Source organism: Pseudarthrobacter albicanus (assembly GCF_018224015.1).
Classification (GTDB): domain Bacteria; phylum Actinomycetota; class Actinomycetes; order Actinomycetales; family Micrococcaceae; genus Arthrobacter; species Arthrobacter albicanus.
The window spans coordinates 26,635-41,284 of record NZ_JAGPOT010000073.1; the positions used below are offsets into that span (position 1 = coordinate 26,635).

Here is a 14,650-nt window from a genome sequence, read left to right on the forward strand (position 1 = left end):
TTTCACCCTCCATTGGTGTGTTTTCCGCCGGCGACGTCCTGATCAGAAATTGGCGACCTGGGTCAGGTACCCGTAGTAGTGCGCGTCGATCGGGCGGATCGGATCGCCGCCGAAACCGTAGTCACGGTGGGCCCTGTTGTAGTCCTTGGTCACGTCCAGGAACTTCTCCATCACGGCTTGGCCCGAGCCCTCGCATTCCCCGCGGCTGATGCACAAGGCCACCGATCCTGCCACGGCGGGGCTGGCAAAGCTGGTCCCGTCCATGACGGCAGTGCCGCCCGGCGCTTTGGACAGCGGCGCCGTGGACAGCATGCAGGCGCCTGGGGCGGCGACCGTGTGGGCCTTGTCCTTCGGCTGGGTGGCGAAGTTGGAGAAGAACGCCGGCTGGTCATCCTTCTGCCCATAGGCGGCGCCCCAGGCCTGGGTCCCGCAGACGGGTGCCGCCAGCCCATCCGGCCGGCCGTCGAAATCCGCCATGGCCGTCACAGTCAGCACCTGGTCGTACGTGGCCGGCACCGTTCCGGCGAAATCCATACCGGCATTGCCCGCAGCCACGGTGTAGGCAACTCCGGCGCTGACCGAGCGGCAGATGGCGTAGTGCATCGGGTCCGTGCCCTTGCCACAGTTGTCCGTGTCGGTGCCGGGGCCGGCGATGCTGATGTTGGCCACCTGGATATCGTTGTGCCGGTCCTTGTCCCGGCGCGTGGATGTCACCCAGTCGATGGCGCAGATCATGCTCTGCTCGGAGATCAAACCGGCGTCATCGACCACACGGACGGACCACAGCGGGGTGCCGGGTGCGGTCCCGATCACGCCGGTGCGGTTGTTCCGGGCGCCGATGACGCCGGCCACGGCGGTGCCGTGGCCCAGGACATCGACGGGGGTCACCGTGACGGGCGAGCCGGAGGTGCAGTCGATGCCGCCCCGCACGTTCAGGTCCGGGTGGGTGGCATCGATCCCGCTGTCGATGACCGCCACGTTGACGTCGGCTGAATCATGGCCGCCGTCACCGGCCCTGGTGCTGCCGCCCTCGGACGCGGCGCCCCCGATGCGCTGCCGCCACAGCGGAGTCACCTGGGTGCTGGGCGGTTCGGCGTCCCGCGGTTTGTGGAATTTCCGGCCCATGGTGACGAAGTCGACGCCGGGATCAGCCTGGACGCGCTGGGCTTCGGCCGCCGTCATCGTGGCGGCGTAGCCGCTCACGGCGTCCCGGTAGATCCCCGACGTCGTGAACCCGTACGTGCTCTGGTGGGCCGCGGCGGTGGCAGCGGGGTCCACGGCGCTGTCCTTGAGGACAACGATGTAGTCCTGCTTCGGCTCCGCGGCGCCTGAGGGAGCGGCGGCCGCGATCCCGCCGCCAATGGTCAGGGCCGCTGCCGCCAGGCCGGCCAGGACCCGGCGGGACCATGATCTGTCCGTCGGCGGGCGGGCCACGTCCGTGGGCCGGTGGCTGCGCAGACCGGCGGCGACGGTTGCTGGCTGCGATGATGATGGCTGGCGGAATTGGCTGAACATCGTGGCCTCCCATTAAGCGTCTTCGCTGGCGAGTGCCCCCCGGCCAATCTTAAGCCTCCGCCCGCATTTTAAGCCCGGACCTTGGGAAAAACTTGGAAATGGTTCCGCGCGCTCGCTGCACGGCTGCTTACAGCTGCGGGACGCAGGTTCCGCTTCCCAGCAGGGCCAGGCCGGCGCGGTCACCGGCGGCGAAGTCCGTGAGACCGGAGTTCTCGGCGTTCATCAGCTGGCTGGGGTCGGCTACATGGTCGAGCCCGACGACGTGGCCCAGCTCGTGCATGATGACGGCGCGGACATGGGCGGGCCCTTCCGGCCGGTGCATGGCGTCTGCGAGGGTCGGTGCATCCAGTGCCACCTGGCCCGCCACCAGCACCAGCGGATGTCCGGGAGCCTGCGCATAGCCGCTGCCGCCCAGCCCGGCAATCCTTCCCGCGAGGCCCGGGGTTTCCTCGGGGTTGGACCATGCGATCAGCACCGGTGCCCAGCGTTTGCCGTAGCGGTCGTCCTGGTAGGTTGTGCGGTGCTCGCTGGGGGCCTCGGACGTGGCTCCGTCGTCCTGGAACCGCAATCCGGTTGCGGCGGAGACTTCGGCAATGGCCTGCCGGATCAGCTGGTCTGAGCCGGGAGGCGCGTTGTCGGGCCGGACGACGTAGTGGACCGGCCGGCACGGATCGTAGGCGACGAAGGGCTGGCCCGGGTCCGGGGACGGTTGAAGCGAGTAGGCACGTGACCCCGTGCCCGCGGGCGGGCGGCCGAGCGGGGACTGCGCGGCCTCGACCCCTGGTGGCGGCATGGTGGCACCCGGCAGGTATGGCCGGACTGCCGGCAGGACGAACCGCTCGAACAGGGCAGGGCTGAAATACAAGCCCACGACGAGGGCAACGCCGAGGACCGTGCCGGATCTCCTGCCCCGGCGCCGCGCGCCGGCGGAACGCTTCGTGCGGGCGCGGGAAGCCGGCCTCTCCACGTTCTTGCCGGGGACAGGGGCGCCACGCCACGGGGAAGGAACGTCCATCTGTTCCAGGGCCTCATCGATCGCCCACTGCGGGATGCGTCCGCTGGCGGAACGCCGCACGGTCCCTGGCCTGCCGTCGTCGGCCGCGCCGAAATGTGCCGGGGACGGATCGTCCCGGTTGCCGGAATTCGAACGCAACAGTGTCCCCCATCGCTGCACACCCCATCTCCCCGGATGGATGACCCCAGCTTAGGGGAAGGGATGACGAGGTGCCTGGATTCAGATGGTGCGCGGCGCCTTGGCCAGGTTCTCGGTGAGTTCGACAGCGTTCTGCCGGACGACGTACGCCGGGCGGTCCCGCTCCACGCGCCAGCTCTCGGACAGCGGGCCGATGGTGACCGTGTCGAAGCCGAACTCGTCGTAGAGCCTCGCCACCAGCTCGCCCGCCTCGGGGTAGTCGCTCGCCGTGGCAAGCGCCCGGCGGTTGGGCGTGTCAGCAGGGGTGCCATCGGTGGTGATCTGGGTGGACATGATGTGGTTGAATCCCTTGGCTACCTTGGAGGTGGGAAGGTGTTCCTGCAGCAGCCCCGAGCTGGTGGCCTCGCCGTTGTCGAGGGCGGGGACGTGGCCGTCGCGTTCCCAGTAGTAATTGTTGGTGTCGATCACAATCTTGCCCGCCAGCGGCTCCACGGGGATGTCCGCGAGGCTCTTGAACGGGACAGTGACGACGGCGAAATCGCCGGCCGCCGCCGCTTCGGCGGCCGTCGCGGCCCGGGCATGCCGTCCCAGTTCCGCGACGAGGTCCGCCAGCGTTTCCGGTCCCCGGGAATTGCTGATCACGACTTCATAGCCCAGCTGCACCGCCTTGCGGGCGATCTGGCTGCCAATGTGTCCTGCACCGATGATTCCGATTGTTGTCATACCGGCGCCAACAGCGTGCCGGGCCCGGATATTTCCACGGTTACGCGGGAGGACGACGGCGGAGGCGTGCCGCCGTCGTCCGCGGCGGCTTTCAGCATCCCCGGGAACGAATCCCGCCCCGGCTCGGTTACTCCATATAGAGGAAAGTACGATGAGCACAACTTGTATTGCACTGATAGTTCCGGACCAGCTCAACCAGCCGCTCCGGGTGGAGTCGTTCGAGCCAAGCCTGGCGAACCTCCGGCGGCTGGTCGGGGGAGACGTGGACTGGGTCGCCCGCGGCGACTGGCATATCTACTTCAACTCGGTCGGCAGGATCAGTAACCTGCCGCCCAACCTGCGGGCCGCCCAGCTGATGCACGAGTGCGGCCTGGACCTCGCCGATGCGGCCCGGGGCACCGCAGTTTTCCTCGGCCACGCGTTGCACGGCGCCGAGGCCGACGTGCCGGACTATCTCATCCGCCGGGCTACCGCGTTGTTCGGCGCGCCCCTGGCAGCCTAGGGTGGGCCGCCCGGCCGGACCGGCCGGGCGCAGGACTGCTCACCGAAGCCAGCCCTGCTCGAAGTCCGGATGGTCGTAGTAGGGCAGTGCGAGGGCATTGAGGGACTCGGCCATCCAGCCGATGGACTGCGGAATCCACTGTCCGTCCCCGTCCGGGTCGCTGACCATCGAAGCCAGGGCGGACTGCCGGGCCGATTCCACGATATGGATCAGCCTCTTCTTGGCCTCGCACTCCAGCAGCAGGCGGCGCTCGTACCATTGGCCGGACTCGGAGACGGACCTGTCGAGCAGGAGTCTTCGCGCCGCCGCCTCGTCCTCCTTGATCCGTGCGGAGAGGAACTCAACAATGTCCACAGACCGAGCGTACGCGGTCCCTGGGGCAGCTGCTCGATGCCGACGTCAGGCGCGTTCTCGACACCTATTCCCGGCAGGCCTACCGTTGTCACATGAGCAAAAACCCGGATGAGGTCCCGGTCCCGGACGAGACGGAAAGTGCCAGCGGATTCCGGGCGGAGCCGCTGTCCACCGAGGTGGATCCGGACTTTATCCCGGACACCGATCACTCAACGCCCGAGGAAAAAACCGCCCGCGGGAAACCCGAGGAAACGGGAAGCTGACGGTGGGACCAATGACGGGCGGGGCAGCGGGCGAGTTCAAACGCCGCGTGGAGCGTGCCGCGGAGTTCCGGGCCTTCCGGGCCGCCGGCGGGACAGTGCAGGAGGACCCGGAGCTGGCGGCCGCCGGCGGGACAGTGCAGGAGGACCCGGAGCTGGCGGCCGCCGGGGAAGAAGTCCGGCAGAAACGAAATAAGGTCGATGATGCCGCCAGGGCCGAATACCTGATCCGGGACGCCATGGCGCGGGGGAAATTCGACAACCTGGAATACGCCGGCAAACCGATTCCCGGACTGGGGGAGGGTTATGACCCCGACTGGTGGGTCAAGGGCCTGATCCAGCGCGAGAACATCAGCGGGCTGGGCCCGAAAGCCATCCTCCTCCGCACCGAGGACGCAGGACTGGATGCCCGGCTCGACGCCCGGTATTCGGAAAAGCAGGTGCGCGACATCGTCGAGGACTTCAACGCACGCGTGATCGATGCCCGTCGGCAGCTCCAGGGCGGCCCGCCCGTGGTCACGAAAACCCGCGACGTCGACGTTGAAGTGCAACGCTGGCACGAGCGCCGGGCCGCCGTGGACGCCACCCCGGACCCGCCGGAGCCTGGACCCGAACGCCGCTGGTGGCGGCGCATCTGGAGCTAGGCCGCCCGGACGCTCCGGGCTGCGCGCCGCCCGGACGGGAGGCGACGCGCCTTAGGCGTACGCATCTTCTTTCACCTGCTGCGGCTCCGCGGGTGCAGGCACATGAGGATGGAAGGGGCTGAAGCGGCTGAGGCCCAGTTCTGCGAAGCAGTAGGCGCTCTCGGCGTGCTCGGAGCGGTCCACGCCAGGTTTCAAGAACGGCCGTTGCGTGAAGATGGCGTGTCAGGTTTGTTTCGGGAACGTTAACGGGGCCTCTTCGTCATGGTGCCGGGGCCGGCGTCGGCGGCTTGGTCATGGATTCGGGCGGCGGGGGAAAGGCGGCGGCCGGGTAGAGTCCGGCGACCTGCAGCATGTAGTTCGCCCACTGCGGGCCGGCGAGCATGTAACCGTCGATGTTCTTGTAGAACTTGCCGTTGATGGTGATGTTCTGGCCGGGCCGTTTCTGGCCTTCCAGGGTGTCGCCGAAGAAGGAAGCGGTGGCAAGGCCGGTGGTGTAGCCGGCCACCCAGGTCGCGCCGTTGTTGTTGGAGGTGCCGGTCTTTGCCGCCACCGGAACCTTGTCCTGGACCTTGGGTGCGATGTAGATGCCGGACCCCCGTTTCAGCACGTCCTGGAGCACGGAGTTCACGCCGCGGGCAACCTCGGGCTTGACGGCGTCACGGCAGCTGCTGGTCTCGGCCGGAAGCTTCCGGCCCGCCGCATCGGTCACGTCCGCAATGGCGATCGGGGTGCAGTACTTGCCGTCATTGGCGAACGTGGCGAACGCGTTGGCCAGGTGGAGCGGCGCCACGCCAATGGCACCCAGCAGGTTGCCCAGCTGAAGCATGTTCACCGGGGCGTTGTCCACGCCGCTGTGGAGCCCTACGGTGTCGACTATTTTCTGGATGCCGCAGAAGTCCAGTTGGGCGGCCTCGGCGAAGGTGGCGGTGTTGATGGAGTTGTAGAGCCCGTAATTGACGGGCATCATGCGGTAATAGCCCGCATCGTTGTTCTGGAGGTCGTCCGCGGCGCCGAGGGCTTTCTGCGCCGTAGCGTAGGCGCCGAGGACCTTTCCGCAGCTGGACCTCCAGGGAAAGTCCAGCGGATAGGTCCGCCGGGAGGCATCCACCTCGGCGACCAGGGACTTGCCCTCATTGAGCCATTCCGCGAACGTGAACGGTTTCATGGTGGACCCGGGCTGGAACCCGCCGGCGCCGTTCAGGTCATTGCCGCTGGCGTCCTTGGAATCGACGTTGAAGTTCAGCTGCGTGTCGAATTTCCCGGGATCGGGAAGAAACACCGTGTTCTGCGCCATGGCCAGGATTTTGCCGGTGCCGGGCTGGATCGATACCAGGGAAGCCCCCCACTTGTCCGGGTTGGCCCCGGCGGTGGCATCGACCTGTGCCTGCGCGGGGGCCTGCAGCCTGCTGTCCAGTGTGGTGGTGATGGTCAGGCCGCCGCGGTACAGCCTTTTCTCGCGGTCGGCGGCGTCGACGCCGTACGCCGGGTTGTTGAGGATGAGGTGGGAAACGTAGTCGCAGAAGTACGGCGCCATGTCCGCGGCGGCGCAGCCCTGCTTCGCGGGAGCGATCTTCAGCTCGACGCTGCTGGCGACCGCGGCGTCATGGTCAGCCTGGGTGATTTTGCCCTGGCGGAGCATCGCCTCCAGGACCTGGTTGCGCCGCTTGATGGAGTTTTCCGGATGGACCGACGGATCATAGAAGGTGGGGCTGTTAACCAGCCCGGCCAGAAGGGCGGCCTGAGGCAGGGTGAGGTCCTTGGCCGTGGTGCTGAAGAAATGCCGCGCTGCGGCCTCAATGCCGTAGGCGTCCCGGTTGAAGAACACGATGTTGAGGTAGCCCTCGAGGATCTGGTCCTTGGTGTACTTCTTCTCCAGTTCGAGGGCGAGCTTCATCTCGCGCAGCTTGTCGAGGACATTCTTCTGCCCGCTGAGGATGACCTGATCGCCCCGGTTCGCCGACAGCAGGGACTCATTGACCACATTGGTGACGTACTGCTGGGTCAGCGTGGATGCGCCCTGCCGGCCGCCGCCGGCCAGGTTGGACGCCAGCGCCCGGAGAATCCCCTGCGGGTCCACACCGGCGTGCTGGTAGAAGCGGCTGTCCTCGATCGCGACAATCGCGTCCTTGATGTACGGGGACATCTTGTCCAACCCGACCTTCACCCGGTTCTCCGCATAGAAGGTGGCGATCGGCTTCCCGTCCGCGCTCAGCACCTTGGTTGACTGCGACGGCGAATCAACCGTCAGCTCAGAGGGGAGGTCATTGAAGAATGTAATCGAAGTTCTCACGGCAAGGGCGGCAGCAGCGACACCGGGGACCACCAGGCTGGCGGCCAGCACGCCGCAGATCGCGCTCATGATTGAGAATCCCAGGACCCTCCAGAGGGCCGCGGCCAGACGGGATCCTATTCGGTTCTGCGGCGCCATTTTCTGTCCAGCCATCACGCTCGAAACGTGGATTCAGAATACGCCGGAAGGCCACTCAAGTGCCAGACCGCGGGAACCGATTCTCCGGGGGAATGAAATTCAATACTTGAATGTTCAATCAATATGGACTTTGGCATTTTTACCTTTGGCGAGCTTTCCCGCAACATCAGGACCGGCAGCGCGCTGTCCCCACAGCAGCGCGTGAAGGAGATCATCGAACTGGCCAAGCTGGCCGACCAGGCCGGTCTGGGCTTCCTCGGGCTCGGGGAGCACCACCGGCGCGACTTCGCCCTCTCCGCCCCCGAAATCGTGCTGGCCGCGATCGCCCGGGAAACCAAGAACCTGCGGCTCAGCACCGCCGTCACCGTGCTCTCCACCCAGGACCCGGTGCGGCTCTTCGAGCAGTTCGCCACCCTGGACCTGATCTCCGACGGGCGGGCCGAGATCATCGCCGGCCGGGGCGCCTTCGTGGAGTCCTATCCGCTGTTCGGCCACAAGCTGGAAGACTACGACGCGCTCTTCGACGAGAAGCTGCGCATGCTGCTGGAACTCCGGGACCACGCCGTCGTGGACTGGCAGGGACAGCTGACCCAGAGCCTCGCCGGGCTGGACATCGCCCCGCGGCCGGTGCAGGACAAGCTTCCGGTCTGGGTCGGCGTCGGCGGCACGCCGGCGAGCTTTGCCCGCGCCGGGCGGCTGGGACTGCCCTTGTTCGTTGCGCTGCTGTCCGGCCCCGCCCGGTTCCGCCGCCTCGTGGAGCTCTACCGCCAGAGCGCTGCCGACGCCGGCCATGACGCCGCCGGGCTGCAGGTCGGGGCAGGCGGCCACTTCTATGCCGCGCCCACCTCGCAGCAGGCGCGCGACACGTTCTACCCCTACTACCGGGCCTACTTCGAGCAGAACATGCCCCGCCCGGTGGACCATTTCCCGCGCGCGACCTTCGACGAGTGGACCGAGCCCGGCGGCGGGCTGCTGGTGGGAAGCCCCCAGCAGGTCATCGAGAAGCTGCTGGAAATCCACGGGACCCTCGGCAACAGCCGGTACATGGCCCAGATCGGGCTTGGCGGCCTGCCGTTTGCGGAGACGGCGCGGTCCATCGACCTGCTCGCCACCGAAATCATGCCCGCCGTGAACCGGGAAATCGGCGCGGCTGGCCTGGCCGAAACCGGTACGTCCACGGGAAACTGAAGGGCTACCGGACGGCAATGCCCTCTGCGGCGTGCGGCTCCACGAACGCGCACGAGCCCCGGTGGCGCTCAGGCTGGATGCAGATGCGGCCAGTGGGAAGGTGGACATTGCCGCAGCAGCCTGCCTTTGCGACGTCCTCGCGGATGTGAAGACTGCTCAGATCGGGGCGATCTTCATGGTGTTCCTGCACCCCGGGATCGCGGGATTCGTCTCGTTCCGGACTGTTCACGTCTGCATGACTCCCTGGAGTGCCTGCCTTGCAGCAGGAGTATAAACAGTCTCTGTTGAGCCCGATGCCCAAGTCTCACACAGCCGCCTAAAGAAAAGAGGCTTGCGGGAGGGCAGATTCTGTGATGGGCCACGTGACCGGGCTTCACAGCACGGATCGTAAGAGGGCCGGCTCTGAAATTTCTTCTGCCCGGCTGCTTTTCGCCGCAGGTTTAGGGCGCGGGCTCCTGGCCGATCGGGATCTCCAGGAAACCGCCGGCAGCGTTCCAGCGGCTCCGGGTGCCGAGGTCCTGGCAAAGCCGCTGCATGCGTCCGGCTATCTCCCCTGAGCTGCCGCGCGCCAGGCGGGACTGGAAATCGGTGATGAGCGTCGGATGCAGCCGCAGCGTGTGGGGCGCGTTTCCCCGGGTTTCCAGCATGAAGATGAAAGACTGGTCGTTGCGTTCAACCGGGTCCACGGCGTAGTCGTCCACAAAGTCGCCGGCGCTGTAGATGATCGGCCGGTCCCGGTAGAGCCCGACGCCGCGGAAGATGTGCGGCGAGTGCCCGAACACAACGTTGGCCCCCGCATCTATCAGCGCCCGGGACAGGTCCTGGTGCCCGGGCGGGGCCTCGGAACCCCAGTTGGGACCCCAGTGCGCGGAAACTATCAGCAGCTGGACGTGCGTCTTGGTCCTGCGGACCAGTTCCAGCAGCTCCGCCACCCGGCGCCCGCCGTCGCCCACGGGAACAAAGTGGACGCCGGGCGAGGCCTGCGAAGCCTCCCAGTCGGGCTGGTTGTCGGTGAAGGCGATGAAGCCGACGGCGGTCCCCGCCACCCGCCGCAACGTGGGGCGCCGGGCCGCTTCGCTGTCCAGGCCGGCCCCCGCATGCAGGATGCCGGCAGCGTCCAGCGCCGGCAGCATCTCCCGGAACGCGTCGGCGCCGAAGTCCAGTACGTGGTTGTTGGCCAGCGACACCACATCCATCCCGCCGCGCCGGAGGGCCTCCACGTTCTTCAGGTCGGAGCGGAAGTGGAAGACCTTGCCGGGCTCGGGTGCGCCGCCGTCGGCGAGGACGCATTCGAGGTTGGCGAAGCGGGCGTCTGCCTGCCGCAGGACGGGGCCCGTGTCTCCCCAGGGATAGTCCGGGCCGGTTGTCCGCAGCCGCTGGTTCACCAGCCTGCCCAGCATGACGTCCCCCAGGAGTGCAATCTGCACGGCGCACCTGCCCGTCTGCGGTGTGGGCGGCCCGTCCGAGGGCCCGGCCGCTCAGCTGGTGTAGTCCTCCACCTGCTTCGCCGGGCGGGTCCGGGCCTCGTCGGGGTTCCCGCCGTAGTCTTTCATGGCCCGCCGCTGGCGGAGGAGGTCCCAGTACTGGTCCAGCTGCTCCTCCAGCTGCCGGAGCCGGTGGGGATCGGGGATCCGGCCGGCCTGGACCTCATTGGACTCTTCCGCCGTCTCGCGGAGGCTGCGTTCTTCCTCCACCAGCGCCTTGATGCGTTCCAGGATGTCTTGGTTGTCCACTGTTTCCTCTTCTCGTCGGGCGGCGGTCCCTTTCCCAGCCTACGGACGCTGACCGGCCCTGACCAGAGGGCGCTCCAGCCGTTCCAGCGCTCAGCCCGGCAGCTCAGCCCAGCAGCTCGTCCGCGTAGCACCACCGCCAGTCTTCGCCGGGTTCGATGCTCCGCATGACGGGGTGGCCGCTGGCCTGGAAGTGCCTGAGGGCATGGGTCCCCGGGGACGAGTCGCAACAGGCGACGTTTCCGCACGCCACGCACATCCGCAGGTGCACCGTCGTCGTGCCTTCCCGGAGGCACTGCCTGCAGGCGGCGTCCGACGGGACCGCCGGATCGGGAGCCGACCCAAGATGTTCGCAGACTCCGCCCGGCCTGGCGAGCCCCTCGCCGCGGCCGCCGGGGGACATGTCCAGTTCATCCAGGCTGGCGTCGAGCATGGATTCCTCGACGTCGAGCCTGTCGAGCACCTCGCTGAGGACCTCGTGGGCATACTCGCCGCCGCGCCGCAGTTCCAGGACCTTGGCACGCTCGGCCTCCAGCATCGCCAGGCGCAGCTGCGCGTAGCGCTGGCTGGGCGTGGCGGCCTCCGCCGACGGCCGGCCGAGCCGCTCCCACGCCGCCAGGCCGCGTTCCTGGGTCCGGCGTTTGAGCATCGCCACGACTTCCGGCGGGTCGCTGTCCGTGCGCAGCTCGTGCAGGCGCCGCACCCCCGCGGCCGTGGCCAGCTGCATGAGGGAGGCCTGGTTCAGGGCGTCCTCGCGCGGGTCTGGGCCCTGCACCCGCAGCAACCGGACCAGGGCAGGCAGCGTGAAGCCTTGCAGTGCCAGGGTGCCGGCCACCACGACGAGGGCGGCAAGGATCAGGACGGAGCGGTGTTCGATCTCCGCCGGCAGGACCAGGACGGCCGCGAGCGTCACCACACCGCGCATGCCCGCCCACGACACGATGGCCGGGAACTGCCAGGACGGTGCCGGGTCATTCCGGCGGACGGCCGGGATGAGCCGGGGGAGATAGGTTGCCGGAAACACCCAGACCGGACGCAGGAGCAGCACGGCCAGCAGCACCCCCGCGCAGCCGAGCCAGATCCGGTCCGCGCCCAGCGAGTCATCCCGGACGCCCTCGATGATGGTGCGGACCTGCAGCCCGATCAGGAGGAACACGGCATTCTCCAGCAGGAACTGGACGGTGTTCCAGTTGCTGCGCTGGCTCAGCCGCGCGGCCCCGTTCGGCATCGACGGAGCCTTGGTGCCCATGACCAGGCCTGTCACCACCACGGCCAGCACGCCGGAGGCATGGATTGCCTCGGCCGGCAGGTAGGCGACGAGGGGCGCGATCAGGGAGATAGAGGTGTTGATGGCGACATTGCGGATCCGCTGGCGGAGCTCCGTGAGCACGTAGGCTGCGGCGATGCCGACCGCCAGGCCGCCGCCGGCGGCAAGCAGGAATCCGGCAGCGATCTCCGTGGCAGAGACGGCTCCGGAGATCGCGGCGATGGCGGCGCGCAGGCAGACCAGCGCGGTGGCGTCGTTGACCAGCGATTCGCCTTCCAGGATGTTGACGATCCGGCGGGGCATGCCCACTTTGCGCGCGATGGCTGTCGCCGCGACGGCATCCGGCGGTGCGACGACGGCCCCGAGTGCCATGGCCGCGGCGAGCGGGATCTCGGGGAACAGCCAGCTGACAACGAAGCCGACGGCGACCGTGCCGAAGATGACGTAGCCGACGGACAGCAGCCCGATGGCGCGCCGGTTGGAGCCGAAGTCGAACAGCGAGGTCCGCAGTGCCGCGGCGTAGAGCAGCGGCGGCAGCAGCCCGATGAGGACCAGCTCGGGAGTCAGCTCGATCCTGGGGACGAACGGCAGGAACGAACACCCGACGCCGGCCAGCACCAGCAGCAGCGGTACCGGGACATTGAGCTTCCGGCCCAGGGCGCTTCCCGCGCACACGACCGCAACGAGGGCCAGCACTCCCAGGGCGACGTCCATGGAACCATTGTTTCAGGTGCGGGGACCGCCGGAGCCCTGAGTTCATCTCCCTGACCCCCTCCGTTCGGATCGCCGCCCTAGCCTTGTCCAGGAATCGGATGCCCTGAACGAGGAGAACGAGATGCACCCCCTGAACCGTGTATTGATGGCCACCGCCGCCGCCGCCATGATGTCGGCATCGCTGCTGGCAGCCCCGGCGCAGGCGACAGAAGGAAATGCGCCAGGCGGGCAGGGCCAGGAAAGCAACAGCACCGCGGGCCGCAACGACGGCGACAACGGCTCGCGGAGCCCGCTCAGCTTCGCCATGATCGGCGATGTCCCCTACGGTGCCGCCGAAATCCAGGCCTTCCCGTCCTACATCCAGGACATCAACGCCCATAAGGAACTGTCCTTCGTCGGGCATGTCGGGGACATCAAGAACGGCTCCTCGCTGTGCGCCGACGAGTACTTTGCCGGAATCCGCAAGAACTTCGACACGTTCACGCTGCCGCTGGTCTACACCCCCGGGGACAACGAATGGACGGACTGCCACAGGACGAACAACGGTGCCTACAACCCGCTCGAACGCCTGGCGAAGGTCCGCGAAATCTTCGTCCCGCAGCCCGGAATCACGCTGGGAGCCCCGATGAGGGTCAAGTCCCAAGCGCGCCAGGGCTTCCCGGAAAACGTCAGCTTCCAGAAGAAGGACATCGCCTTCACCGCCGTGAACATTCCGGGCAGCGACAACTCGATGCTGCCCTGGTCCGGGCTGGGCAAGACGGCGCCCACCGCCGAGCAGCTCAGCGAAGTCCGTGCACGGACGGCGGCGGCCATCCAGGAACTGAAGGAATCCTTCCGGAAGGCCCGCGGGGACGGCAACCGGGCCGTCGTCGTGATGACCCAGGCCGACATGTTTGACCCGACTGTTCCGAACCCTTCGCAGGCTGACTTCGGCGCCTACAAGCCGCTGGTCCAGACTCTGATCGAGGAGTCGAACGCCTTTGGCGGCCCGGTGTACCTGATCAACGGCGACAGCCACGTGTTCAACCAGGACCACCCGCTGGCGGCCGGATCCCCGTGGCTGGCCTTCTACGCCCAGCAGGCCCCGGCGAAAAACCTCACCCGGGTCACGGTGGACGGCTCAAACAACGCCCAGGACTGGCTCAAGGTCACGAGCACTCCGGAGGGGACCCGGGAAGCCCTGAGCTTTGAGCGGATTCCGTTCACCCGCCCGGCGTCCTGACGCCGAACGCGGGTCCGGGGTCGGGGCCCGCGGTGCCGCGCAAGAGGACGACGGCGGGAGGTTTCGCCGTCGTCCTCTTGCGACTGCCTAACCGGAGGACTTGGGCAGGCTCCAGGCTGTGACTGCCACATAACCGCCGTTCACCATGTCCAGGTCCATGGCCAGGCTGCTGCGGACCGCACCGGGGAACAGCGCGACCAGGACGGTGCCCACCCGGGTGTCGCCGGCGCCGGCCATGGCGTTCATGAAGGAACCGCCGCGGACCAGCAGGACCTCCATGGCCCATCCGGCGGTGTCATTGAAGGCGACATCCGGATAAGAGTTGAGGACGCAGGGACTGCCGCCGGTGTTCACGAGCCGGACGGGCATGCCCCGGTGCCCGGTGGCGGCGTCCGGTTCCCCGAGGGAGACGGTGACGTGTTCGCCGCGGCACCAGGCCGGATCCGGAGCCTGCAGGGAGGGGCCCGCCATCGGCGAGCCGTAGACCACCGGGGGCTGGGACGGGACCGGTGAGGGGGCCGGGCGGACCTGGCCGGCCTTGGCGGCGCGGCCGCCACGAGCAGCACGCCGCAGGCAGCCGTCGCGCCCAGCAGCAGGGTGCGCGCCAGCGTCGGGCGGGCGGTGCGTTCCGGTGCGTCGCGGGGCTGGCGGATGCTGGGCCGGCGGCGGGCCATCAGCGTCCACACCAAAGCCGGGATCCAGCCCCAGATGATTCCCCAGTACCGTTCCTAATCAGTACGGATTGGTCCCGTACTTGCTCCCCGAACGGTCCTGGGAGCCGCACACCTTCCGGTTCCTGGCGGGCCGGGACGGTTCGTGACCGTCGGGCGAGCCAGGCCTGTGAAGGGTGCCATGCCGGGCGGTGCCGCACCGGGCCTGGGACTGGGCTGGCCCGCACTCGTCCTCTGTCGGGTGCGGGGTCCGTCCTCCCGTCGCCTGATACGGAAACC

Annotated in this window: 14 protein-coding genes; 5 read left to right on the plus strand and 9 right to left on the minus strand. The window is 68.0% G+C overall.

The window, feature by feature from the left end; all coding sequences use genetic code 11:
- Positions 1–42: 42 nt before the first annotated feature.
- From J9611_RS15540 to J9611_RS15550, 3 genes are all read right to left on the minus strand, one after another.
- Positions 43–1,515: a S8 family peptidase gene (locus J9611_RS15540; protein WP_211881402.1), complete on the minus strand. Its 1,473-nt coding sequence runs from the start codon at positions 1,513–1,515 to the stop codon at positions 43–45.
- A gap of 127 nt (positions 1,516–1,642) precedes the next feature.
- A complete protein-coding gene (locus J9611_RS15545; protein ID WP_246527887.1) occupies positions 1,643–2,668 on the minus strand; it encodes a matrixin family metalloprotease in 1,026 nt (341 codons plus the stop codon).
- 81 nt (positions 2,669–2,749) lie between these two features.
- Entirely contained in the window at positions 2,750–3,391 is a 642-nt protein-coding gene (locus tag J9611_RS15550; RefSeq protein WP_211881404.1) for an NADPH-dependent F420 reductase, read from the minus strand.
- A 151-nt stretch (positions 3,392–3,542) separates the two neighbouring features.
- Between J9611_RS15550 and J9611_RS15555 the strand changes: the two genes are divergently transcribed.
- Positions 3,543–3,893, plus strand: a complete 351-nt coding sequence (locus J9611_RS15555; protein WP_211881406.1) for a DUF3846 domain-containing protein — start codon at positions 3,543–3,545, stop codon at positions 3,891–3,893.
- A gap of 39 nt (positions 3,894–3,932) precedes the next feature.
- Here the strand turns inward: J9611_RS15555 and J9611_RS15560 are convergent, their stop codons facing one another.
- A complete protein-coding gene (locus J9611_RS15560) occupies positions 3,933–4,247 on the minus strand; it encodes a DUF6221 family protein (protein ID WP_211881408.1) in 315 nt (104 codons plus the stop codon).
- A 92-nt stretch (positions 4,248–4,339) separates the two neighbouring features.
- Between J9611_RS15560 and J9611_RS15565 the strand changes: the two genes are divergently transcribed.
- Both J9611_RS15565 and J9611_RS15570 read left to right on the plus strand, forming a co-directional pair.
- On the plus strand, positions 4,340–4,510 hold the full coding sequence (locus tag J9611_RS15565) for a hypothetical protein (protein ID WP_211881410.1): 171 nt from the start codon (positions 4,340–4,342) through the stop codon (positions 4,508–4,510).
- Positions 4,511–4,521: 11 nt separating this feature from the next.
- Positions 4,522–5,151, plus strand: a complete 630-nt coding sequence (locus J9611_RS15570; RefSeq protein ID WP_211881413.1) for a DnaJ family domain-containing protein — start codon at positions 4,522–4,524, stop codon at positions 5,149–5,151.
- A 259-nt stretch (positions 5,152–5,410) separates the two neighbouring features.
- Here the strand turns inward: J9611_RS15570 and J9611_RS15575 are convergent, their stop codons facing one another.
- Entirely contained in the window at positions 5,411–7,579 is a 2,169-nt protein-coding gene (locus J9611_RS15575; protein WP_211881422.1) for a transglycosylase domain-containing protein, read from the minus strand.
- 123 nt (positions 7,580–7,702) lie between these two features.
- Between J9611_RS15575 and J9611_RS15580 the strand changes: the two genes are divergently transcribed.
- A complete protein-coding gene (locus J9611_RS15580; RefSeq protein ID WP_211881415.1) occupies positions 7,703–8,767 on the plus strand; it encodes an LLM class flavin-dependent oxidoreductase in 1,065 nt (354 codons plus the stop codon).
- A 440-nt stretch (positions 8,768–9,207) separates the two neighbouring features.
- On the opposite strand, the gene J9611_RS15585 is transcribed toward J9611_RS15580, so the two are convergent.
- From J9611_RS15585 to J9611_RS15595, 3 genes are all read right to left on the minus strand, one after another.
- A complete protein-coding gene (locus J9611_RS15585; RefSeq protein WP_211881416.1) occupies positions 9,208–10,194 on the minus strand; it encodes a CapA family protein in 987 nt (328 codons plus the stop codon).
- A gap of 51 nt (positions 10,195–10,245) precedes the next feature.
- The gene (locus tag J9611_RS15590) at positions 10,246–10,500 is read right to left on the minus strand and encodes a DUF2630 family protein (protein WP_211881417.1); all 255 of its coding nucleotides are present in this window, start codon (positions 10,498–10,500) and stop codon (positions 10,246–10,248) included.
- A gap of 103 nt (positions 10,501–10,603) precedes the next feature.
- Positions 10,604–12,478, minus strand: coding sequence for a Na+/H+ antiporter (locus J9611_RS15595; protein ID WP_211881418.1), 1,875 nt, complete (start codon positions 12,476–12,478; stop codon positions 10,604–10,606).
- Between the two features lie 121 nt (positions 12,479–12,599).
- On the opposite strand from J9611_RS15595, the gene J9611_RS15600 reads away from it, so the two are divergent.
- Positions 12,600–13,700: a hypothetical protein gene (locus J9611_RS15600; protein WP_246527888.1), complete on the plus strand. Its 1,101-nt coding sequence runs from the start codon at positions 12,600–12,602 to the stop codon at positions 13,698–13,700.
- Positions 13,701–13,787: 87 nt separating this feature from the next.
- Here J9611_RS15600 and J9611_RS22570 read toward each other — a convergent pair whose 3' ends face one another.
- Complete coding sequence (locus J9611_RS22570; protein ID WP_211881419.1) at positions 13,788–14,384, minus strand: DUF4232 domain-containing protein; 597 nt, start codon at positions 14,382–14,384, stop codon at positions 13,788–13,790.
- Between the last annotated feature and the right edge of the window lie 266 nt (positions 14,385–14,650).